This window comes from Staphylococcus lloydii (assembly GCF_015775975.1).
GTDB lineage: Bacteria > Bacillota > Bacilli > Staphylococcales > Staphylococcaceae > Staphylococcus > Staphylococcus lloydii.
Map to the genome: position 1 here is coordinate 456,358 of NZ_CP064056.1, position 23,910 is coordinate 480,267.

Below are 23,910 nucleotides of genomic sequence, written 5' to 3' on the forward strand. Positions count from 1 at the left end.
AAGCTACTTTTTTATTTATTGGGACCAAATCAATGAATGGTACAATGCTAGGGCTGCTGCGCCACGCGCCCCATTCGTTACTTCATAAGGAATGATATCAAAATCAATTTCCGGTAAACCTTGATATAAATTTTTGTAACTTAAATACTCAGTCAAAATTTGGTGTGTAATCATTTCGTTAAATAAAGGGCCGTGTAAATAGATTTTTGAAGTATCAATCAGCATCGATAAATTATTCAAAGTAACGACGACCGCATTAATAGCTTCTTCGATGATTTCTGATATAGCTGTATCGCCTAATCTATATGCTTCAGCAATTTTAGGCAGTGTTATATCAGCAGGATTAGCGACGATTTTCTTTAAAATCGAATGCGGGTTTTGATTATAACTACGTTGCGCTTTTTTCATTATGTTGAAACCACCTAAGTAATTTTGTAAGCAACCAAATCTGCCGCATTCACATTGCTCCCCGTCAGGATAGACGATAGTATGGCCGATTTCACCTACAGAGAAATTATTATTTCCATATAAACTTTCGTTATAAATACTAGATGAAAAAATACCTTGTACGGCATGGAAAAATACAAAATTTTCTCCTTTATTAGTTGTAGAGATGAGATGTTCATGCAGACTCATGCAATGTACATTATTTTCTAAAAATAGTGGTATTGCTGCTTCATTAATTAAGCGACTTAGATCAAACTTTTGCCATTCAGATGAAGAAGCAATGCGTTGATTTTGTTTATCGAAATGTCCGGGTATGGCGATACCTGCCGCTCGAATATTGAAAGAGTGATAGTTTGTTAAACAATTATTTAGTACAGCTAACAAGTAATTTATGGTCTCATCATTAGTGAAATTTAAAATTTCAACTTTGTGGTGTTGTTTAGTTATAAGCTCACCGGCATTATTTATTAAATATAATGTTAAAAAATGACGAGACAATTCAATGCCAATATAATAACTATGATTATTAGTAATTGATAACGTTACTTTTTTGCGACCTGAACGTTTTTTTGATTTAGAATCGTTGTCCGTTAAACTATTAGCTTCAATTATGCCTTCGTTTATAAGCTCCCCAGTTACTGCCGTTGTCGTAGCTGGCGTGATTCCAGTATTATGTGCGATATCTTTTCGTGATATGGGACCACGTAAATATAATTCAGTTAAAATTTTTCCGCGAATCTCTTTTTGTTTGTCAGTCATAGTCATAAAAACCCCACCATTATTGTATCGATATAGTTATTAAGATTATAACAGGATAATTGAACATTGACACTTAATTAATTATAAAATATAATTAATTAAACTTATGAAATCGCTTACATAAAGTGGAGGTGTATAGAATGAGTAAATTTAATGATGCATTAGAGAAACATCTGCTTCCGGTAGCTTCTAAAATAGGGTCGAATAAAATATTAATATCATTGCGTGACGGTATTATCGTAGCAATGCCATTAATTATTATTGGTTCTATCTTTTTAGTCATTAGCGGTATTGCTATTCCGGGGTGGATAGAATGGTTAACGTCTACGGGGATTTTAGAGTATTTAACAAAAGCAGTAAACGGAACCTTTGGGTTGATGGGATTAGTAGCTTGTTTTGGAGTGGCACATAGTATCGCCAAGCAATATAATACTGATGGCGTATCGGCTGGGATAATTTCCATGGCTGCATTTTTAGTCGTTACACCTAATGTAATGACAGGCGGCAAAAATCCAGAAGAAGCGATTCCACAAATTTATATGGGAAGTCAGGGGTTATTTGTTGCTTTAATTATTGGTATTATTTCGGGACTTATTTTCCAATGGTTTATAAATAGAGACATCAAAATCAAGATGCCTGACCAAGTACCGCCAGCAGTTGCTAAAAGTTTTAGTGCCTTAATTCCTGGGGCAGTCATTATTATTTTATGGTTATGTGTTTATGTGGCGTTAGATTTATTACCTTTTGGAAACATCCACAAATTGATTATTAACACGCTGGGTGTGCCGTTAAGCTTCTTAGGCGGCTCGCTGATAGGAACAATTATCTTAGTAGGTCTTAATAGTATGTTTTGGTTTGTCGGCATACATGGTGCGAACGTCGTAAATGCTGTTATGCAACCGATTTGGTTAAAAAACATTGATGAGAATCGTTTAGCATATCAAGCAGATCCAAACGGAGATTTACCACATATTATTACCCAACCTTTTATCGATAACTTTGTGTTTATGGGTGGTAGTGGTTCGACAATAGGGCTCATTGTAGTAATAAGCATACTCGCGTTAAAACACCGTGCAAGTAAAGTGACAAAAATGATGGCACCATTAACATTTATACCGGGTTTATTTAATATTAATGAACCTACGATGTTCGGAATACCTGTTGTATTAAATATCAGACTTATCTTGCCGTTTGTTTTAGCACCTATGATTAATGCGACGATAACTTATACTGCGATGTCGACAGGTTTGGTACATCTAACGAATGGGACGGCAATGCCATGGACAATGCCACCCATTTTAAGTGGCTTTTTAGCGACAGGTCACATTAGTGGTTCGCTCGTACAAATTGCCTGTATTATTATTGATATTTTATTATATTATCCATTTTATCGTGCGATGGAAAAATACAATATTATAGCTGAACAAGAAGAACAAAACAAAGTATCTGAAGAACATGAAACCAATTAAGTTAAATTCTAGGAGGCTATTACAATGGTAAAAAGATTAATAAGCGCAAATGCATCGGAAATTTTACAGATGTCACCTACAGAATTGAAGCAAAGTATTAAAGCCAGTGACGGTAGGGTTATTTTGGCAGAAAATGTTGTGACGAGAACGCCTGTCATACCAGATATTACAAATGCTGAGTTATCTCGGGCTTTTGGAGCGGATTTAATTTTATTAAATGGGTTAGATGCCTTAGAACCAAAAGTAGTTAACGTCGATGAAAATAAACAGGTAGTAAAAGAATTAAAGCATTTAGTAGCGCGTCCAATTGGCGTTAACCTTGAACCAGTAGATGAAGTAGCAAATATGGCGGAAGAAAAGTTAAATATAGCTGAAGGCCGTCAAGCTAACACGAAAACTGTACAAGCTATTGAGCAATTAGGTTTAAATTTTGTTTGCATGACAGGTAACCCAGGTACAGGTGTCACAAATGAAAAAATAGTAGGAGCAATAGAAAATACACATAAACATTTTTCAGGACTTATTATAGCGGGAAAAATGCACAGTGCAGGTGTCGATGAACCGGTAATTACGACAGAATACGTAGAAAAATTTATTAATGCTGGCGCAGACATCATTCTCGTCCCTTCAATTGGTACGGTGCCTGGCTTTGATGAACATCAACTTAAAGAAGTAGTGAAAGCAGTTCATCATAATGGTGGCCTCGTGATGTCAGCAATTGGTACGAGTCAAGAAAGTTCTGATCCTAGTACAATTAGGGATTTTGCTATTAGAAATAAGATTTGTGGAGTGGATATTCAACATATTGGTGACGCTGGTTATGGTGGATTGGCTCCAGTGGATAATATTTTTGAAATGAGCAAAGCAATACGAGGACAAAGACACACAGTTTCCATGGTGGCACGTTCTATTAATAGATAAAGGATGGGATGAATATGGCTAGTAAAACAATAATGTTAGTATGCGCCGCGGGCATGAGTACAAGTATGTTAGTGAAGAAAATGGAAGAAGCAGCAAATAACAAAGGGTTAGAGCGTGAAATATTTGCGGTTTCTACTACTGATGCAGATGATCATATAAATAATGAAGATATAGATGTCTTGTTGTTAGGACCTCAAGTAAGATATAAAAAAGATGAATTTGAACAAAGAGCAAGTGGTCATAATATTCCAGTCGAAGTTATACCGATGACAGATTACGGCACGATGAACGGAGAAAATGTTATTAAATTAGCAGAACAATTGATGTCTGAATAAGGTGGTGTTTAAATTGGAAGAAAACAAAATGACGGAACAAGCAATGTCATTAATCGCATTTGGTGGTGATGCCAAAAGCAGTGCAATGGAAGCAATTTATGCTGCAAAAAAAGGTGATTTTGCCAGTGCGGAACAAAAAGTGGAACAAGCACAACGGTCACTAACAGAAGCGCATCAAATTCAAACTACTATGTTAACTGAAGAAGCTCAAGGTAATCATCAAGAACTTACTTTATTAACGGTGCACAGTCAAGACCACTTAATGACAGCCATCGCCTTCAATGACATTGCTAAAGAAATGATTGATTTATATAAAGAAGTCAAAGGATAAATTTAAATATTTAATGTTTTATATAAGTAACGTTATACATTTACAAGGTAATGACTATCTATGTCATTGCCTTTTTTAGTGGCTTCAAAAGAAATATGCGTAGCATAACCCCATTTATAACAATAAAGTTTGTCCAAATAATTAAGCACAATAAAAAAGTTGTGTAATTTTTAAAAATTTTTATTGACTATTGATGTAGATGGGGCTAAAATATTTTTAATCTGATAAGAATAATAGGAATAGAGGTAATGTGATGAAAAAGATTCTTTTTGGTTTATTAGCTTTAGTTATTGTTATAGCGGTAGCTGCGTGTGGTAATAATAGCTCCAATAAGAAGAGTAGTGAAACTAAAACAGTTGGTAAGCAAAAAACATTTATCGTAGGTACAGAAGGGACATATGCGCCATTCTCATACCATGATAAAAACGATAAATTAACTGGTTATGACGTTGACGTAATGAAGGCAGTAGCGAAAGAAATGGGTTATAAAGTTAAATTTAAAGAAACACAATGGGATTCAATGTTTGCAGGTTTAGATTCTGGTCGTTTCAATGTAATTGCAAACCAAGTAGGTATTAACGATGAACGTAAAGAAAAGTATCAATTTTCAGAGCCGTACACATATTCACAAGCGGTATTAGTAGTTAACAAAAACAATAAAAATATTAAATCATTTGATGACGTTAAAGGTAAAAAATTAGCACAAACCTTTACTTCTAACTATGGTAAGTTAGCGAAATCAAAAGGCGCTGAATTAACTAAAGTTGACGGCTTCAACCAAGCTATGGATTTATTACAATCTAATCGCGTTGAGGGTACATTTAATGACAATATTTCATATTTAGATTATAAAAAGCAAAAACCAAATGCTAAAGTTAAAGCAATCGAAGGCAATGCAGAAAAAAGCCAATCTGCACTAACTTTCACTAAAAAAGAAGATAAAAAGACAATTGAAAAAGTGAATAAAGCAATTAAAAAACTAAAAGATAATGGCGAATTAGCAAAAATAAGTAAAAAATGGTTTGGCGCAGATGTTTCTAAACCTTAACCACGAACAACAACACGCTTTAAACGCAGCAGGACAAGCATTTGGTCCTATGTTGGAAGGACTTGTAAAATATTCTATACCAATAACATTAGTTACATTCGTTATTGGTTTAATTGTCGCTCTATTTACAGCGTTAATGAGAATATCTACAAGCCGTGTGTTGAAAGGAATTGCTAGATTTTACATTTCAATTATTCGCGGAACACCTATGATTGTACAACTATTTATTATCTTTTACGGTATACCTGAACTGGGTAGATTAATTACTAATAATTCCGATAGCCAGTGGACATTAGCACCGGTAGTTGCAGCGATTATTGGCTTATCGTTAAATGTCGGTGCTTATGCTTCAGAGATTATTCGAGGTGGTATTTTATCCATACCTAAAGGACAGACAGAAGCTGCATACTCAATCGGAATGAATTATAGACAAACCGTACAACGTATTATATTGCCGCAAGCAATTCGCGTATCAGTGCCTGCGCTAGGTAATACATTCTTGAGTTTAATCAAAGATACGTCACTCTTAGGTTTTATCTTAGTGGCAGAAATGTTTAGAAAAGCGCAAGAAGTTGCATCGACGACTTATGAATATTTAACAATATATATATTAGTCGCTTTATTATATTGGGTCGTATGTTTCATTATATCTATCATACAAAACTACTATGAATCTTATCTCGAAAGAGGGTATCGCTCATGATTGAGTTAAAAAATATAAAAAAATCGTTTGGTGATACAGAAGTGATTAAAGGCATAGATTTAACTGTGGAACAAGGTGAAGTTGTGACTTTAATAGGGAGATCTGGTTCTGGTAAAACGACATTATTACGTATGATAAATGCGTTAGAATTGCCTTCTTCAGGTGCGGTGTATGTCGACGGCAAAACATACAGTAATGACGACAAAAAATCACAAATAGCAGTGCGTCAGAAGTCTGGCATGGTTTTCCAAAGTTATAACTTATTTCCACATAAAACAGCTTTAGAGAATGTAATGGAAGGACTCATAACTGTTAAAAAAGTTAAAAAAGATGAGGCCGAAAAACAGTCATTGGCGTTATTAGCTAAGGTTGGCCTTACCGAAGTTAAAGACCAACGACCAAATGCACTTTCTGGTGGACAACAACAACGTGTGGCAATTGCTAGAGCTTTGGCAATGAACCCACAAGTTATGTTATTTGATGAACCAACATCTGCATTAGATCCAGAATTGGTAAATGATGTATTAAATGTGATTAAAGAATTGGCAAATGAAGGCATGACGATGGTAATTGTAACGCACGAAATGCGCTTTGCTAAAGAAGTATCCAATAAAATTGTATTTATCCATGACGGATATATTGGTGAACAAGGTGAACCACAACAAATTGTGAACCACCCTAGAACAAATGAATTACAACGATTCTTAAATGTTATAAGAGAAGCCTAGTGCAATGTCGCACTAGGCTTTTTTATTTTGCTTATTTTATTACACTTATATTATAAATAGCGCTTAGTAAATTGGATGTGCAATATTTCGGAAGTTTAAGCGAACCACATTACACATCTATAAAAACTAGAAAGCGTTTACAATATAAGTGTGAGGAGGCAATGCAGTTGCTAAGTATGAGACAACGACAAATTCTTGATTTTGTATCTGCACAGGGACAATATGTTTCAGTGCATGATTTAGCCGAAAAATTTCAAGTTTCAGAACGTGCGATTCAATATGATATTGAATTCATTGAATCTATGACCAACGTATTACATATAACTTTAGAAAGGGATAAAGCAAATGGGATTAAAATAATTCCTATGCAACAGCACATGACTAAAACTAAAACATCTCAAAGTAGAGTTATACATTATGCGAAAAGTGAGCGGATACTCTATATCATTTTAAAACTTTTTGAGTCCTCACAGCCTACGTCCTCACAGACATTTGCAGAAATGGTGTCAGTTTCACGAAGAACGATTGTAGAAGACTTGAAAGATGTACAAAAATGGTTGGAAGAGCAACGATTAGCTTTAACATATGTAAAAAACAAAGGATTTATTATTGAAGGTGATGAACATAACTTTAGAAAAGCGTATGCAGCTCGCGTGAATGAGTATTTTGATACGCATACACATCAAATAGGAAATCAGTTGTTTTCTAATCAAGATTTAAAGCAAATTCGTTTAGCTGTTACTTCAATTTTAATGGAACAGCAATATCAATTGGTTCAAAGTGCTATTGATGGTTTGATTTATCATATTTTGATTGCCATACATCGAACAAAAGAAACATACACGTTCAAGATTCCGAAATCAGAATACGAGCGATTAGCTCAAACTGAGCAGTTTCATATAGCGACACTTATTGCACAACGATTGGAAGACATATTTAATATTCAATTTCCAACAAGTGAAGCAGCTTTTATCACCTTGCATTTATTAGGTGCAAAGAGTGTTGAGGAAAATGCAATGATTGAACGAACGGACAACTTAGAATTTTTGGTTTTTGAACTTATTGAATCTATGAGTGGTGAATTAGGCGTCGATTTGATGTCAGACAATAAGTTGTTAAATGGACTCCTCGTACATCTTCAGCCAGCAATTTATCGTATGCAATTCAACATGAGTCATGACAATCCTTTACTGCAAGAAATTCAAACACAGTATAGGCATATTGTAGACGCATTGAACAGACATCTTAATGCGATTGAATTAGCATATGAAATGCATTTTGATGACCATGAAATTGCTTATATTACATTGCATTTTGCATCGGCTATCGAACGTGGCTCATCATTAAGAAGGAAATCGATAAAAGTAGTTTTATTATGTGGATCCGGCATTGGAACTTCACAGTTGTTAAAAAGTAAAATCATCAATATTTATCCAGAATTAGAAGTCGTCGATGCATATTCTGTTTATGAAATTTCGGAGGAGCAATTAAGACATGAAGGGGTAGATTATGTTATTTCAACGGTGCCAGTAAAATCATTGTCTGTGCCTGTCATTAATGTTAGCCCTTTTTTGACTGCAGAAGACCGCATGAAATTGAATACTATTATTAATGAAGCAAGAGAACAATATGTAAGTAGTATCAAATCAGTAGGTCCAACGTTGAATCAAGTTTTACCTCACAACAATATATTAACATCACAACCTAAGGTAGAGCGAGATACGGCAATTGTTCAAAGTGTAGATTTATTAGTAAAACAAGGTATTGTCGACACGTCATATGCTAATGCAATAATCCAACAACTTGATAAATTTGGCCCGTATATGGTTATTAGTCCTCAAATTGCGCTTATCCATGCCAATCATGATCAAGTAAAGCAAGGTGTAGGATTTAGTATAGTTCATTACAAAGAAGGAATACGTTTTAATCATAAGCAATATGACCCGGTACGAATTGTGATAACTTTAGCTACCGAACAACCAAAAATTCATTTAAATGCCTTGAGACAACTAAGCGAACTACTTATGGACGAACAAAAAAGAGAATCGCTGTTGCAAGGCGATTTAGCTCAAATTATAACGAGTATTGATGAAGTAAGTAAAAAATAGGGGGGAGCCGATGAGTTTAGAAATGTTAACGCCAGACAAAGTTCAAATTAAAGACCAAGTAAATGATTGGTCTGAAGCAATAGAAATTGCCTCGCAACCATTATTGCAGCAATCGTATTTCGACGAACGATATATACAAGCGATGATTGATAGTGTGCATAATTTAGGACCTTACATCGTCATAGCACCAGAGATTGCAATTGCACATGCCAGACCAGATGAATCGGTTAATAAAGTTGGTTTAAGTTTGTTGAAGTTAGAAAAGCATATTAATTTTTCTGCAGAAGGTCATTATGCTTCATTGATATTTGTATTAAGTGCTGTAGATAATACAAAACATTTAGAAATATTAAAGCAATTGGCTCAATCTTTAGGAGACCAACAAATTGTTGAACAATTATTACAAACAACAGATAAAAATAAACTCATTAGTATATTAAAAGGAGAATGATCAATATGAAAATATTAGTAGTTTGCGGACATGGTTTAGGAAGTAGTTTTATGGTTGAAATGAATGCACAAGAAGCATTGAAAAATTTAAATGCTCCTGCAGATATTGAAGTAGAACACAGCGACGTTATGTCAGCGAGTCCAGATATGGCAGATTTATTTATCTGTGGTAGAGATCTTGAAGAAAATACGAAAAATCTTGGAGATGTTTTAGTACTGGATAACATTTTAGACAAAGATGAGTTACAAACTAAATTAAATGACAAATTACAACAATTAGGTAAGTTATAAAATTTAAACTGGAGGGGATGTTATGAAACCGATTCTAGATTTTATCGTTGATATTTTAAGTCAACCAGCAATTTTAGTTGCTATGATAGCATTGGTTGGCCTATTAGTTCAAAAGAAATCAGCAGTAGATGTAACATCAGGTACAATTAAAACGATTTTAGGTTTCCTTGTATTAAGCGCTGGGGCAAATGTAGTTACACAATCCTTAGAGCCTTTCGGAAAAATATTTCAACACGCTTTTGGTGTGCAAGGTGTAGTGCCAAATAATGAAGCTATCATTTCTATTGCGTTAAATAAATACGGAACTACGGCTGCATTAATTATGGTATTCGGTATGATTGTGAATATATTAATTGCAAGGTTTACCAATTTAAAATATATCTTTTTAACAGGACACCATACTTTTTATATGGCAGCTTTTTTAGCCATTTTATTATCAGTAGGCAAAATTACAGGTACTTTAACTGTCATAATCGGTGCGATTATTTTAGGTTTAATTATGGCGGTCTTGCCCGCATTGGCCCACCCAACGATGAAGAAAATAACGGGTAACAACCAAGTTGCATTAGGTCACTTCGGTACAATTAGTTACTGGGCTGCAGGGATGGTCGGTAGTCTGTTTAAAGGTCAATCTAAATCAACAGAAGATATCAAATTCCCAAAAAGTTTAGGATTCTTAAGAGAAAGTACAATTAGTATTTCTATTACTATGACATTGCTGTACTTTGTAGCATCACTTTTTGCAGGACCTGCATATGTTCATGCTGATATTAGTAAAGGACAAAACTTTATCGTCTTTTCATTAATACAAGGTGTAACTTTTGCGGCAGGCGTGTTTATTATTTTATCAGGTGTGCGTTTGATTTTAGCTGAGATTGTGCCAGCCTTTAAAGGTATTTCAGAAAAACTCGTACCAAATACAAAACCGGCATTAGATTGTCCAATTGTTTTCCCTTATGCTCAAAATGCAGTTCTTATTGGCTTCTTTGTTAGTTTCATCGTAGGGGTTATTGGTATGTTTATACTATTCTTTTTCGGAGGAGTTATTATATTACCGGGCGTAGTAGCACACTTCTTCTTAGGTGCAACAGCAGGCGTTTTCGGTAACGCCAGAGGTGGCATTAAAGGTGCAGTGGCAGGTTCGGCGCTTAATGGTATTTTAATTACCTTCTTACCATTATTATTCTTGCCATTCTTAGGAGATTTAGGAGGCGCTTCTACAACATTCTCTGATACAGATTTCTTAGCAGTAGGTATAGTATTTGGTAATATTGCAAAATATTTAGGTATTATCGGTATTATTATATTAGTTGTTATTATAGCTGCAGTTTCGATTTTAATTCAAAAACGTGCAGATAGAAAACAAGCGGAATAATACTTAATAAAAAGTCTGGGACATCTAAAAGGTGCCTCAGACTTTCTTTTTGTTGTTTTGATTAATTTAACATCTCGTTATAGACATTTAAGTGTTGATAAGCAGAACGTAATAACGGTGCTTCAAAATGATATTGATGAGCTAAGTTTAGCATATAGCCTTGGATATGATGTCCTTCAATATTGAGACCTTTTTCCATGTCACGTTGCATAGAAGTTTTAAAATGGTAAGACAAATTATCTAATGATTTCATGTAATTGTTAACGATATTGTTTGAAATCGGTGCCTGATGTATACGCATGATTTGAGCAACTTCATTGTACATATCTTCAATATACGATTTGCCGTCTTCACTGTCCCTGATTGGTCCGATTGGTGCGTGCATTAACGTAGTAACACTAGACATTACAGTAATCATTAAATATTTATGCCACATATCTTTATTGATATTGTCGCTTAATATTATTTTAGCTCGCGTACCGGATAGTGCACTTTCTATCTTTTTAGCACGTTCCGTTTGTTCACCATTCAATTCACCGAAAATTAATTGGTCAAAATCACTCGTATGATTAATTTCACCTTGTGAATCTAATGTAGTTTCAATGATACATAAGCCACCAAACACTTTATTTTCGCCGAAAGCTTGTTGCAATTTTTCAACGTGAGCAATGCCATTAAGTAAAGGTATGATAACTGTTTGTTCTCCTATAAATGGTTTCAAATCTTCAATAGCATTTTCTAGGTGATATGCCTTCGTCGACAATAATACGACATCATACGGTTCAACACTATCTTCTTTGGTGATTAATTTAGGTGAAAATACATAGTTACCATTGACGCTATTAATTACCAAACCATTTTCTGATAATGATGCTTTACGTTTATTACGCACTAGAAAAGTAACGTCTTTACCACTTTCTGCTAAACGACCGCCAAAATAGCCGCCGATACCACCAGCACCCAACACTAATATACGCATGTAGAACACTCCTTTGTTATGTATCAAAAACTTATGTTACTCGTAGTTAACACACTATTATTAGTTATTAAAATTATTATAATATTATTACCCGTAAAAATGAACAGATTAACGTTTTTGTATAAATTGTTAATAGTAGATTATTATTCCATGTACTAAATTTAGTAAGATAAGTTGCTTAAATTACTGTAACTCATTAAAATGGTAATGTAGAAAACGTTTACAATGACTATCGATATTTTAGGTTAGGCTCATGTATAGATAGTACAAAATCACAGTTTAAAGACATAGAGGGAGTGTATGACATGCCATTATTTTTAAAACCTGTATTCCAAGAACGTATATGGGGTGGCACAAAATTAACTGAATTCGGGTATGATATACCTTATGACAATACGGGAGAATGTTGGGCGATTTCTGCTCATCCAAATGGTGCAAATACGATTTTAAATGGACGTTATAAAAATTACACGTTGGATCAAGTATGGGAAGAAAATCGTGCGCTTTTTGGCAATGATGACAGAGAAGCATTTCCACTATTAACGAAAATTTTAGATGCTCAAGATAAATTGTCGGTACAGGTTCATCCTGACGATGCTTATGCTAAAGCGCATGAAGGTGAATACGGCAAGACAGAGTGTTGGTATATACTAGATGCCGAAGAAGACGCTGAAATCATATATGGTGTTAATGCACAAAATCAAGAAACGTTAAATAACATGATAGACAATCGTGAGTTTGATCAATTGTTTAATACTGTAAAAGTACAAAAAGGTGATTTTTACTATGTCCCAGCAGGTACGGTTCATGCTATAGGTAAGGGCATTATGATATTAGAAACACAACAATCTTCGGATACGACTTACCGTATTTATGATTACGATAGAACAGATAAAAATGGTGAACAACGTGCATTGCATTTAGAGGAAAGTAAAGAAGTGATTGATTTGTCTCAAACTTCACCAAATGCCACGCCCAAAGCGTTAACTAGAGACGATGAGCATTATACGCAACTTGTAGCTAGCCCATTTTTTACAGTCGAGAAATGGAATGTCTCACAGCAAGTTAATTTTAAAAAGCCACAAGATTACTGCCTCGTTTCTATTATAGAAGGTTCGGGTGAAATTATCGTAGATGGTGAAGCTTACGAGCTTGAAAAGGGTCAGCACTTCGTCTTAACTTCAGAAGATAACGCAGTTCAATTTAATGGTGAACTTACTATGATTGTAAGTTATGTCTAAAAGTATGGAAGGATGTATACGATGTATAAATTAGCAGTTGATATTGGAGGTACAAAGACCATTGTCGGTGTGATAGATGAGAAAATGGAAATTATTGATTTCCAAACTTTTGAAACTATTGCAACAAGTCCTCAACAACAATTTGATAAAATTGTTTCATTAGCTAAAGATTATAAAAATAAATATAAACAATTGGCGCCACAAACTTTGAACATTGCTATGCCGGGGCCATGCGAATATAAAGAAGGCATCTTTTTAAATCCACCTAATTTGCAGCAATATAATGGATTTAATGCAGGTGACTACATACGTAAACAAAGTGACTTTGACCCTGCTTTTGTCAATGATACCGATGCGGCTATTAGAGCTGAATACAGAGACTTAGATGTGAATGAATCCTCACTTATATACTTAACGATAAGTACAGGCATAGGATTAGCATACATGAACAACGGTAAACCATTACATGGCGCAGACGGGAACTTTGGAGAAATTGGCCATACAATCATTAAAACAGATAGCGATTATCAATGTCCTGTATGTAAACAATATGGATGTGTAGAAAATGAAATTTCAGGCTTAGCTATTAGTAGAAAAGCTACTGATATTATGGGGGAAGAAACTTCTACACGACAAGCTATCGATATGTATATAAATGATGAACATAGTGAAATTACTGCGATGTTGGATGAAGTAATGAAAATGACGCAACAACTTTGTAATAACATTTATAGTTTATATAATGTATATACGATTGTATTAGGTGGTGGTGTTACGAATAGTGCATTGCCTTATAAAGAAAGTATTGAAAGTTATGCGAGAAACCATAATTTAATGACAGAAGGAGAGTTTAAAGTCAAAATTAGTAACTTAAACTCAAATGTTTTGGCAGGATTATATGACGTAAAATAAAAATGATTGGGTATGAATGATGCGCGGTTAACCAACGTATCTTACATACTCAATCATTTTTTATAATTTGTTCTTTTTGACGCGCCAATATTTTGTAATGTTTAGCGTTTTTGATAATTGATCTGATAATAATAAGCCTAGAGCAATTGATCCTGCAATTAAGATTGCTCTAATAAATGTTGTACCAGCACTTGTAAAATCGAGTGTTACAAGTTGTTGGGTTGCTCTAAAAGCTAAACTCCCTGGCACCAAAGGAATAATTCCAGGTATCATAAAAATAACGACTGGAGATTTTAATAAACGACTTAATAATTGGCTAATTAAACCTAAAGTTAAACTGCCAATTAAACTCGTATAGATAGTATCCATGTGCATGGTTTCGATAAAAATAAAATGAACAATATAACCGGAAGCACCTGCTAAACCTGCAGGTATAAATAATTTCTTAGGTGCATCGTAAATAAATGCGAAAAAATATGAAGCGGTAAAACTAAAGAAAAAAGAGAAGACGAATGTCATTACGATACCCCCTTAATAAATTAAATACGCAATAGCTATACCAGAACCTATAGCAAAAGCAATTACGAGCGCTTCTAGAAACTTAGCTGTAAACATTAACATATGACGACTAAATAAATCTTGAATAGCAGTGGTAATTACGACACCAGGTACAATAGGCATGACTGAAGCAATGATTGAAGAACCTAAGTTACCACTTACACCAAATAGTTTTGATCCCAAGATGGCGATAGAGCCTAAAATAAATGAACCTATAAATTCTGGGATAAACATTGTTAATGATTTACTTTGCATATACTCTACTATGAAATAACCAATAGCTCCTGCTAAAAAAGTAATGATTACATATTGCCAAGTCCCGTTTAATAAATAAAGAAAACTCAATGAAATTAAACCAGCAGCAATAACTTTTTTCCATAAAGCACTACTTAATGAGGTATGGTCGATACGTTGTAGACTGTCATGTGCCTCATATATAGAGATGCGGTTGCTCGTTAACTTTCTAGAAATTGAATTGACTTGAAAAATTTTAAGTAAATTCGTGATGTTTTTATCAATTCTAATAATACGTGTGTCGTGATCAGAACTTAAAGAAAAATTGATAAATACGTTAATAACATAACCTTGGCTGTTATAATATCCCATACTTATCGCCATGCGACGCATCGTATCTTCTACTCGAGAGACTTCTGCTCCAGAAGAAAGTAAAATTTTGCCTGCCAATAGAATAACAGTCATCGTAATTTTGTCTCTTTCGTTATCCATCAATATACCTCCAATCACGAGAATTAAATTAATTATCCCAGTATCAAACCATAATTTCAAAGGGATTTAAATAAAAAGTAAATATGTCAGTCTGAGGTTTGTCTAACGTCAGAATGAAGGGTAGTCTTAAAGAAAAGGCGATAAGCCACAAAAGCACCTACACACAAGGGAAGCATGCATGTAGGTGTATTAAATATATTTATCGAATGACGACTTAAACTTTTGTTAATGCTTGTTCTAAGTCGTTAATAATATCATCAATATTTTCTGTACCAATAGATAATCGAACAAGTTCGGGAAGTACGCCAGAAGCTTGGCGCTCTTCTTCTGATAATTGTAAATGGGTCGTACTTGCTGGGTGAATTACTAATGATTTAGAATCACCTACATTTGCTAAATGTGAGAATAACTGCAAGCCGTCTACGAAACTTGAAATTTCGTTAACTGTGCCATCAATACCAAATGTTAATATAGCGCCTTGACCGTCTGGTAAATAGTGTTGTGCTAAATTATGGTAGGGATTGTCTTCTAACCCTGGATAATTTACCCACGTTACCTTAGGATGTGCATTTAAATATTGAGCTACGCGTAATGCATTTTCAGAATGTCGTTGCATACGTAAATGTAAAGTTTCTAAACCAATTAAAAATTCATGAACGTTAAAAGGTGATACTGCAGAGCCCAAGTCACGTAATAATTGAACACGTGCTTTCGTAATATAAGCAGCTTCACCAACGTCATTTACATAAGAAATACCATGATAACTTTCGTCAGGTTCGACTAAACCAGGGTACTTGCCGTTATTCCAATTGAAGTTACCGCTATCTACGATAACACCACCGATAGACGTACCGTGTCCACCGATAAATTTAGTAGCTGAATGAACGATAATATCCGCGCCAAATTCGAAAGGTCTTAATAAATACGGCGTCGGGAAAGTGTTATCAACAATTAAAGGTAAGTCATTGGCATGGGCGATTTTAGATACAGCTTCAATATCTAGTACATCAATACGAGGGTTACCAATCGTTTCAGCATATACTGCTTTTGTTTTGTCAGTAATAGCTTCTTTAAAGTTCTCAGGATGACTTGGATCTACAAAATGAACTTTAATACCCAGTTTTTTAAAAGTGACATTTAATAAATTGTAAGTACCACCATATAAATTAGAAGAGGCAACAATTTCATCACCTGATTCTACGATATTCAACAATGCTAAATGTATGGCTGCTTGGCCAGATGATGTTGCTAATGCACCTATGCCACCTTCTAATGCGGCTATACGTTCTTCTAAAACGTTTTGAGTTGGATTCATGATGCGGGTATATATATTGCCTTCTTCTGCTAATGAGAATAGGGATTGGGCGTGATCAGTGTCATCAAATGTGTAACTTGATGTTTGATAAATTGGTACTGCACGGGATTTTGAAAAGTCATCGACTTCTTGACCGGCATGAATTGATAGTGTATCTAAATGCCATTTTTGTTCACTCATTATAAGACACTCCTTTTATTTAGAATTTTCTGATAATTATAACTATACTATTTGCGCTTTTAGAAATCAATATATCTTATTAAAATGATAGGGATTTGTGGTTTGATTGTTTGCTATTAATTATCAAGCTGATGTATAATACTTATCGATTAAATAGGAATTGATTTATACTATTAGGCTTTGTACTAGTCACTTGGAAGAGCAAATTTAAAACAAGACACAAAGGAGAATTATAATGAATAAAAAGACTCAATTAATACATGGTGGACACACAACGGATGATTACACTGGAGCCGTAACAACACCCATTTATCAAACAAGTACTTATATGCAGGACGGCATTGGTGATTTAAGACAGGGTTATGAATATTCACGTTCGGCTAATCCAACACGTGCTTCATTAGAAAGTGTTATTGCAGAATTAGAACAAGGTAATTATGGTTTTGCATTTGGTTCAGGTATGGCTGCAATTACAGCAGTTATTATGTTATTAGATGAAGGTGATCATTTATTAATTAACTCAGACGTTTATGGTGGAACATATCGTGCCTTAACTAAAGTGTTTACACGCTATGGGATTAAGGTTGATTTTATAGATACAACACATGCTGATCAAATCGAACAACACATCACACCACAAACGAAAATGCTGTATATTGAAACACCTTCAAATCCGTTATTACGTGTTACTGATATTAAAGCAGCTGTAGACATAGCTAACAGAAATAATTTAATCTCTGTAGTGGATAATACATTTATGACACCTTATTTCCAAAATCCTTTAGCGATTGGCGTAGATATTGTGTTACATTCTGCTACGAAATATATTTGTGGTCATAGTGATGTTGTAGCAGGATTAGTTGCGACAAAACGTGATGATTTAGCAGAACGTATTGGTTTTATTCAAAATTCAACAGGTGGCGTATTAGGACCTCAAGATAGTTATCTATTAATCAGAGGGATTAAAACATTAGGCTTAAGAATGGATCAAATTCAACGTAATACGTTAGCTATTATCGAAATGTTACAAAATCACGTTGCCGTAAACAATGTATTCCATCCGAGTATTGCAAGCCATTTAAATCATGAAATTCATGAAAATCAATCTTCTGGCCACACTGGCGTAGTTGCATTTGAGGTTGCAGATATTGATAAAGCTAAAGAGGTTATTAAAAAATCACAATACTTTACTTTAGCTGAAAGTTTAGGTGCTGTTGAAAGTTTAATTTCAGTTCCGGCACTTATGACACATGCATCTATTCCAAAAGACGTCCGTGAAAAAGAAGGTATTGCGGATGGCTTAATTCGTCTTTCAGTAGGAATTGAGGATACAGAGGACTTAGTACAAGACTTACAACAAGCATTAGATGTTGTTAAATAACTAAATATATTTATTTAATAGCGATACTGAAACTATGTGTTTTAGTATCGCTATTTTTATTGACAACGAACAAAAAAGTAGTAATATGTAAATAAAGTGAGTGCTCACTCATCTTATTAAAGCGAGGAGGCATACTTTATGATAGAGGTAAAAAATGTAAGTAAGTCCTTTGGTAAACAACAAGTGTTGAATGATATATCGATATCATTTAATTCAGGTGAGGTTGTAGGGCTGATAGGTCCTTCTGGTACTGGAAAGACGACGTTAATCCAGTGCATTTTAGGCATGGAGAAAACAGATGACGGCAAGGTTTCGATTCAAGAACATACCATGCCCAATAGAAAAATATTATCGAATATTGGCTATATGGCTCAAAATGATGCTTTATATAACGATTTGACTGGACGTGAAAATTTAACATTTTTTGCAAGAATTTATATAAATGACAAAGAAGATATTAAAAAGCGTGTCGACATATGTAGTTCGATGGTGCAATTAGACAAAGATTTGGATAAGAAAGTCGAAATGTATTCTGGTGGTATGAAACGACGTTTATCTTTAGCTATTAGCTTTTTACAAGACCCAAACATTCTTATTTTAGACGAACCAACGGTGGGGATTGATCCTAAATTACGTCAGGCAATTTGGAAGGACTTAACTAAAGCAAAATCAGAAGATAAATGTATTATAGTTACAACGCATGTATTAGATGAAGCTACACGTTGTGACAAACTCGTATTAATGAATCAAGGGAAGATATTGGCTACGGGTACACCCGATGAAGTGAAAAAACAATATCACACAGATACGATTGAAGGCGTATTTCTGAATATGGAGGGATAATATGAATTCGTTGTATATAGCAGGACGTATTTTTAAACAAACGATTCGAGATATAAGAACGTTGGCGCTCTTACTTATTGCACCTATATTAATATTGTCGTTACTATATTATATTTTTACAGTTGCCGATAATACGAATGGTGTGAAGGTTGGCGTTCACGATGTACCAGATTCATTAATTTCTGAATTACATGATAAAGACATTCACGTTAAACATTATAATAATAGCGACGATATAAACCATAAAATTAAAGACGACAAATTAACAGGATTTTTGCACAGCGATGGTCACAAAGTATCAGTGACTTATGCTAACGATAATCCTACACAAGCAGGAGAATTAACAGGTGCGAATCAAAAGTGGCTAATGAGCCATAATATGAATGCGATGAAAGATAATACTAATAAATTGCATCAAGCGTTAACTAAAATTCAACAAAAAATGCCTGATAATGGGAAAAGTACCCCTAAGCAAGATATGGCTAAGCCATATAAACTAACGTCTCATTATTTATATGGTTCATCAGATTCTACGTATTTTGATATGATCAACCCTATATTAATCGGGTTCTTTGTCTTTTTCTTTACGTTTTTAATTTCGGGTATTGGCTTGTTAAAAGAGCGTACTTCAGGTACATTAGAACGCTTACTTGCTTCTCCGATAAAAAGGAGTGAAATTATTTTTGGTTATGTCTTCGGTTATGGTAGTTTTAGTGTTATCCAAACTGTAGTCGTAGTATTATATGCAATTTATATTCTACACATAGACCTAGTAGGTTCGATATGGTTCGTACTATTGACAGCAATATTAACAGCACTCGTCGCTGTGACATTTGGTATATTATTATCAACTTTTGCTTCCTCAGAATTCCAAATGATTCAATTTATACCATTAGTCATAGTGCCACAAGTATTATTTGCTGGTATTATACCAATTGAATCAATGAATAAAGGGTTACAGTACTTTTCTCATATCATGCCATTATTTTATACCGGGCAAACGATGCAAAATATTATGATTAAGGGATATGGATTTAATGATATATACATTTATTTAATTGTATTACTAGCATTTTTCATTTTCTTATTGATTTTAAATATTATAGGCATGAAAAGATATAGAAAAGTATAGGAGGTCAGTATGAATCAAGATATCAAGTCATTAGTTGAAACGATTGTGCCACAACTGGAATATTTAAGCGATAAACAAAGACGTGTCATAGAAAGCGCTATTGCATTATTTAGTGAGCAAGGTTTTGATAAAACGAGTACTAAAGAAATTGCGCAACGTGCAAATGTCGCAGAAGGCACAGTATTTAAACAGTTTAAAAGTAAACGAATGTTATTATATGCAGGTTTAATTCCAATTTTAAGAGACCACATTGCGCCAGTAGCTGTTAAACAATTTACAGATGAATTAAACGACACAAAACATTTTGATGAGTTTATCAATTTGTTTGTAGACAATAGGTCTCAATTCATTTATGACAATAGACGTATTCTTAAAGTTGTCTTGAATGAAGCCATTACTAACGAGAATTTCCAAAATATATTAGTTAATATTTTCACTCATAAGCTAACGAGTAGTTTAAAAGATAAAATTGTATGGTTTATCAGTAATGGGGAGATGCGTGACGTTGAACCAGAGTTCTTTATACGTACGGTCATTGCACAAATTTTAAATTTAAATATCCCAGTAATAATAAATAATAACTATACTAAAGGTGAAAGTTATAAGCAGTTTGCATTATTTGTAAAAGATGGACTGTATAAAATGTTTAAGCAATCATAGACATAAAGCCAAATATAAAATAAGAGGTTGAGCAAAGTATCATTTCTCAACCTCTTATTTATTAATTTATTTTTTCGGAATCCCAATTACGTGACCGATTTGTTTAGGTACTTCAAACTGTGGTTGTTGTGAATAATAATCTGCGATAGTTTGATAAATTTTATCCGGGAATGGTGCACTCTTACGTGTCTTATTACTTACACTAATCATCATTACTTCATAAGTAGCCACTTTTTCACCTTGTGCATTAGTCATTACTAAAATTAGATGTGTACGTTTGGCATCATAATCATAAATATAAGGTCTTACAGTAAAAGTATCACCTAAACGTAATTCTTTTAAAAAAGAAATATGTGATTCTAAACTGAAAATGGTTACTGGCAAATCTTCACGTTCAAATTCATAACCGACAGATTTGAAGAAATAGACGACGCAATCACTAAATAATGAATAATATTTAGCATCATGCATGTGGTCGTTATGATCTATCCAAGAAGTTTCGACCGTAAAGTTATACTCAAATATTGTTGTCATTAGAAGTCCTCCAATTAATTTCGCTCTTGCAATTTTCTCAATGATATTAGTTTATACCAAATTATTAGGTTGTGTATAGAATAATCGTTCAAGACGCGTAATTTTATTGAAAATTGAGAACCACAGCGCACTGTGAATCTCAATAAATGTTACATGCAGTACTTAACTAATTATACCTAAAGATTTTAACAAAGTAGCAAAGTCATATATGATGAAATTATGATTCAATTATTTAATTTATACTATCAAATTAAAGAGCATAATATTTTAAAAAATATTAATTTTGACCTTCAAAAAGTTGAAAAAATTGGTATTATAGAAAGAGTGGCGTAGGTAAAACAACCTTAGCGCAATTATTAGGAGTAATAAAACCAACTACTGGTTATCGTAATATAAATGCCGAAACGGTATTACCCATATTTCAGCATCTTTTAGAAGATTTGAGTCATACATATAAGATTCAATAACCGTCAGATAAAGCAGTTCGTTATTTTAGTATTAAAGAAAAAGAGGGGTTCAGAAAATGAAAAAATTAATTGTCACATTAATTGCAATGTTACTTGTTTTAACGGCTTGTAGTAATGGTTCTGATAATAAGAACGATAAAGAGGCAACAAAAAATTATAAACAAGATTCAGGGAAAACGATAAAAGTTCCTAAAAAACCTAAACGTATCGTTGTTTTAGGTGCTACATATGCGGGTGGTTTAAAACAGTTGGATGCTAACGTAGTTGGTGTTGCCAAAATCGTAAACGACAGCAAAGTACTTAAAGATAAATTTAAAGACGTCAAAAAGGTAGACCCAGAAAACGTTGAAAGTGTAGCGAAATTAAAACCAGATTTAATCATTGATTATAGCACTGATAAAAATCTTAAAAAGCTACAAAAAGTAGCACCTACAGTAGCATTTGATTATCAAAAACATGATTACAAACAGCAACACATTGAATTAGGTAAACTTGTAGGTAAAGAAGATAAAGCGAAACAATGGGTTAAAAATTGGGATAAAAAGACAAAAAATGACGGTAAAGAAATTAAGAAAGCAATTGGTGATGATACATCAGTATCAATCATTAAAGACTTCGATAAAAAATTATATGTACTAGGTAAAACATACGGTCACGGAAGTGAAGTATTATATGATTCATTTGGTCTAAAAATGCCATCTAATGTTGCTAAAGCAACTAAGAAAAATGATTTAGCGGAAATTTCAGAAGAAGAAATTCCAAAAATGACTGGAGACTATGTTATTACGCCAGTAGCTAAAGGTGCTAAGTTATCATTTGGTGACAAAGACGTATGGAAAAATAGTAAGGCGGTAACACAACATCACGATATCAAAGTTGATGAAGGTATTTATTGGTTGAACGATCCTTATTCATTAGATTATGAACGTAAAGATTTAAAATCTAAATTATTAAAACAACAAAAATAAGTTGCATCGTAAATATTAAAAATGACTCCCATGATAGGTTTATCTATCGTAGGAGTTATTTTTATTTGAATATAAGTTAGTCTATGCATTACAGTGCCTAGAACTTCAAATACTTGTACAAATCATATATACTTAAATGAATGAAAAACAATATGAACAATTTATTAAGGAGGTGTGAGTTGTAAATATGAGACAAGATCAACAAATTGCACAGTGGTTAGAATTAACGCAATATGTGCATTATATTGAAACGATGATGGAGAAAAGTTTAAGACAACAATATAACCTCAGCTTAAAAGAATTTTATGTATTATATGAAATTAACAATGCTAAAGGGAATAAGTATAAAATCAATGATTTAATAAAGGTAGTAGATTTAAGTCAAAGTGCCATGTCACGATTAATTAATCGGTTAGAAAGCTTTTCACCTAGTTATGTATGTAGGAGAGAATGTGTAGAAGATCATCGTGCTATGTACATTTATTTAACTGAAGCTGGAGCCGAAATTATAAATGATGCGAGTAATACGTATGCTAAACTTTTAGAAAAAGTTGATTTTAACCATATGCGTCAACTTACACATCATTCAAAAAGTGATGCTTAATCGTTGAAACAGTTTTTATTTAAAAAGGGGGATTTAAAATGAACATCACAGGTAATTGGTTAAATTTATGTGTTGCTGATTTGAAACAAAGTGAAGCTTTTTATGACAAAATAGGTTTTGAAATCAAGAAAAATGCAGAAATGTTGGATAAAATGTTAGGTGTTCAAACGGCAGACGGTCATATTATTATGTTGATTGAACAACAACAATTTAAAAAAGCAGCGAATGTGAACGACACAACGAACAATGGTGCACTAGTTTCTGTATCTGTATCTACAAATGAAGAAGTTGATGAGTTGTTAACTTTAGTAGACGATACAAATGGTAAAGTATTGCAAAGAGGAACTAAATTGGAAGGCTACTATGGAGGATTATTTAGTGATCCAGATGGTAACCGTTTTAATATCATTGCAATGTAAATAATAACTATAGTGCTACTTTAGCT

The 23,910-nt window shown here is 33.7% G+C and carries 26 protein-coding genes; 20 read left to right on the forward strand and 6 right to left on the reverse strand.

Annotated features, from left to right (window positions below; all coding sequences use genetic code 11):
* Positions 1–15: 15 nt before the first annotated feature.
* Positions 16–1,212, reverse strand: a complete 1,197-nt coding sequence (locus tag ISP08_RS01970; protein WP_195719169.1) for an ROK family transcriptional regulator — start codon at positions 1,210–1,212, stop codon at positions 16–18.
* A 134-nt stretch (positions 1,213–1,346) separates the two neighbouring features.
* On the opposite strand from ISP08_RS01970, the gene ISP08_RS01975 reads away from it, so the two are divergent.
* The 11 genes from ISP08_RS01975 to ISP08_RS02025 all read left to right on the forward strand — a co-directional run bounded on the left by ISP08_RS01975 (position 1,347) and on the right by ISP08_RS02025 (position 10,965).
* Positions 1,347–2,675 carry a PTS sugar transporter subunit IIC gene (locus tag ISP08_RS01975; RefSeq protein WP_195719170.1) on the forward strand — a complete coding sequence of 443 codons (1,329 nt, stop codon included), beginning with the start codon at positions 1,347–1,349 and terminating at the stop codon, positions 2,673–2,675.
* A gap of 24 nt (positions 2,676–2,699) precedes the next feature.
* The gene (locus tag ISP08_RS01980) at positions 2,700–3,596 is read left to right on the forward strand and encodes a DUF7916 family protein (RefSeq protein ID WP_195719171.1); all 897 of its coding nucleotides are present in this window, start codon (positions 2,700–2,702) and stop codon (positions 3,594–3,596) included.
* Positions 3,597–3,610: 14 nt separating this feature from the next.
* A complete protein-coding gene (locus ISP08_RS01985; RefSeq protein ID WP_195719172.1) occupies positions 3,611–3,931 on the forward strand; it encodes a PTS sugar transporter subunit IIB in 321 nt (106 codons plus the stop codon).
* 28 nt (positions 3,932–3,959) lie between these two features.
* Positions 3,960–4,262, forward strand: coding sequence for a PTS lactose/cellobiose transporter subunit IIA (locus ISP08_RS01990; RefSeq protein WP_196931192.1), 303 nt, complete (start codon positions 3,960–3,962; stop codon positions 4,260–4,262).
* 253 nt (positions 4,263–4,515) lie between these two features.
* Complete coding sequence (locus ISP08_RS01995; RefSeq protein WP_195719174.1) at positions 4,516–5,310, forward strand: amino acid ABC transporter substrate-binding protein; 795 nt, start codon at positions 4,516–4,518, stop codon at positions 5,308–5,310.
* Positions 5,294–6,013, forward strand: a complete 720-nt coding sequence (locus ISP08_RS02000) for an amino acid ABC transporter permease (RefSeq protein ID WP_195719175.1) — start codon at positions 5,294–5,296, stop codon at positions 6,011–6,013. The genes ISP08_RS01995 and ISP08_RS02000 overlap by 17 nt, the downstream gene beginning before the upstream one ends.
* Positions 6,010–6,741, forward strand: a complete 732-nt coding sequence (locus tag ISP08_RS02005) for an amino acid ABC transporter ATP-binding protein (protein ID WP_195719176.1) — start codon at positions 6,010–6,012, stop codon at positions 6,739–6,741. The genes ISP08_RS02000 and ISP08_RS02005 overlap by 4 nt, the downstream gene beginning before the upstream one ends.
* A gap of 161 nt (positions 6,742–6,902) precedes the next feature.
* Positions 6,903–8,849 carry a BglG family transcription antiterminator gene (locus ISP08_RS02010; protein ID WP_325065081.1) on the forward strand — a complete coding sequence of 649 codons (1,947 nt, stop codon included), beginning with the start codon at positions 6,903–6,905 and terminating at the stop codon, positions 8,847–8,849.
* 10 nt (positions 8,850–8,859) lie between these two features.
* Positions 8,860–9,300 carry a PTS sugar transporter subunit IIA gene (locus ISP08_RS02015; RefSeq protein ID WP_195719178.1) on the forward strand — a complete coding sequence of 147 codons (441 nt, stop codon included), beginning with the start codon at positions 8,860–8,862 and terminating at the stop codon, positions 9,298–9,300.
* Between the two features lie 5 nt (positions 9,301–9,305).
* The gene (locus ISP08_RS02020; protein WP_195719179.1) at positions 9,306–9,590 is read left to right on the forward strand and encodes a PTS sugar transporter subunit IIB; all 285 of its coding nucleotides are present in this window, start codon (positions 9,306–9,308) and stop codon (positions 9,588–9,590) included.
* 22 nt (positions 9,591–9,612) lie between these two features.
* Positions 9,613–10,965 carry a PTS ascorbate transporter subunit IIC gene (locus ISP08_RS02025; protein WP_195719180.1) on the forward strand — a complete coding sequence of 451 codons (1,353 nt, stop codon included), beginning with the start codon at positions 9,613–9,615 and terminating at the stop codon, positions 10,963–10,965.
* A 61-nt stretch (positions 10,966–11,026) separates the two neighbouring features.
* Here the strand turns inward: ISP08_RS02025 and panE are convergent, their stop codons facing one another.
* Positions 11,027–11,944, reverse strand: coding sequence for a 2-dehydropantoate 2-reductase (panE, locus tag ISP08_RS02030; protein WP_195719181.1), 918 nt, complete (start codon positions 11,942–11,944; stop codon positions 11,027–11,029).
* 305 nt (positions 11,945–12,249) lie between these two features.
* On the opposite strand from panE, the gene manA reads away from it, so the two are divergent.
* Both manA and ISP08_RS02040 read left to right on the forward strand, forming a co-directional pair.
* Entirely contained in the window at positions 12,250–13,185 is a 936-nt protein-coding gene (manA, locus tag ISP08_RS02035) for a mannose-6-phosphate isomerase, class I (RefSeq protein ID WP_195719182.1), read from the forward strand.
* Positions 13,186–13,206: 21 nt separating this feature from the next.
* Complete coding sequence (locus ISP08_RS02040; protein WP_195719183.1) at positions 13,207–14,097, forward strand: ROK family protein; 891 nt, start codon at positions 13,207–13,209, stop codon at positions 14,095–14,097.
* A gap of 60 nt (positions 14,098–14,157) precedes the next feature.
* Here the strand turns inward: ISP08_RS02040 and ISP08_RS02045 are convergent, their stop codons facing one another.
* The 3 genes from ISP08_RS02045 to ISP08_RS02055 form a co-directional block, all read right to left on the reverse strand.
* On the reverse strand, positions 14,158–14,616 hold the full coding sequence (locus ISP08_RS02045; RefSeq protein WP_048793820.1) for a threonine/serine exporter family protein: 459 nt from the start codon (positions 14,614–14,616) through the stop codon (positions 14,158–14,160).
* 12 nt (positions 14,617–14,628) lie between these two features.
* Positions 14,629–15,381, reverse strand: a complete 753-nt coding sequence (locus ISP08_RS02050) for a threonine/serine exporter family protein (protein ID WP_048793821.1) — start codon at positions 15,379–15,381, stop codon at positions 14,629–14,631.
* A 214-nt stretch (positions 15,382–15,595) separates the two neighbouring features.
* On the reverse strand, positions 15,596–16,876 hold the full coding sequence (locus ISP08_RS02055; RefSeq protein ID WP_195719184.1) for a homocysteine synthase: 1,281 nt from the start codon (positions 16,874–16,876) through the stop codon (positions 15,596–15,598).
* A gap of 235 nt (positions 16,877–17,111) precedes the next feature.
* On the opposite strand from ISP08_RS02055, the gene ISP08_RS02060 reads away from it, so the two are divergent.
* The 4 genes from ISP08_RS02060 (at position 17,112) to ISP08_RS02075 (ending at position 20,892) form a co-directional block, all read left to right on the forward strand.
* Positions 17,112–18,257, forward strand: coding sequence for an aminotransferase class I/II-fold pyridoxal phosphate-dependent enzyme (locus ISP08_RS02060; RefSeq protein ID WP_195719185.1), 1,146 nt, complete (start codon positions 17,112–17,114; stop codon positions 18,255–18,257).
* Between the two features lie 138 nt (positions 18,258–18,395).
* Entirely contained in the window at positions 18,396–19,100 is a 705-nt protein-coding gene (locus tag ISP08_RS02065; protein ID WP_195719186.1) for an ABC transporter ATP-binding protein, read from the forward strand.
* A gap of 1 nt (position 19,101) precedes the next feature.
* Positions 19,102–20,232, forward strand: coding sequence for an ABC transporter permease (locus ISP08_RS02070; protein WP_195719187.1), 1,131 nt, complete (start codon positions 19,102–19,104; stop codon positions 20,230–20,232).
* 9 nt (positions 20,233–20,241) lie between these two features.
* Positions 20,242–20,892, forward strand: a complete 651-nt coding sequence (locus ISP08_RS02075) for a TetR/AcrR family transcriptional regulator (protein WP_195719188.1) — start codon at positions 20,242–20,244, stop codon at positions 20,890–20,892.
* A 66-nt stretch (positions 20,893–20,958) separates the two neighbouring features.
* Here the strand turns inward: ISP08_RS02075 and ISP08_RS02080 are convergent, their stop codons facing one another.
* Positions 20,959–21,426 (reverse strand): thioesterase family protein, encoded by a 468-nt coding sequence (locus tag ISP08_RS02080; RefSeq protein WP_195719189.1) that lies wholly within the window; start codon positions 21,424–21,426, stop codon positions 20,959–20,961.
* 523 nt (positions 21,427–21,949) lie between these two features.
* On the opposite strand from ISP08_RS02080, the gene ISP08_RS02085 reads away from it, so the two are divergent.
* The 3 genes from ISP08_RS02085 to ISP08_RS02095 all read left to right on the forward strand — a co-directional run bounded on the left by ISP08_RS02085 (position 21,950) and on the right by ISP08_RS02095 (position 23,884).
* Positions 21,950–22,861 carry an ABC transporter substrate-binding protein gene (locus ISP08_RS02085; protein ID WP_048793827.1) on the forward strand — a complete coding sequence of 304 codons (912 nt, stop codon included), beginning with the start codon at positions 21,950–21,952 and terminating at the stop codon, positions 22,859–22,861.
* A gap of 187 nt (positions 22,862–23,048) precedes the next feature.
* Positions 23,049–23,465, forward strand: a complete 417-nt coding sequence (locus ISP08_RS02090) for a MarR family winged helix-turn-helix transcriptional regulator (protein ID WP_195719190.1) — start codon at positions 23,049–23,051, stop codon at positions 23,463–23,465.
* Positions 23,466–23,503: 38 nt separating this feature from the next.
* Positions 23,504–23,884 (forward strand): VOC family protein, encoded by a 381-nt coding sequence (locus tag ISP08_RS02095; RefSeq protein ID WP_195719191.1) that lies wholly within the window; start codon positions 23,504–23,506, stop codon positions 23,882–23,884.
* Positions 23,885–23,910 lie beyond the last annotated feature (26 nt).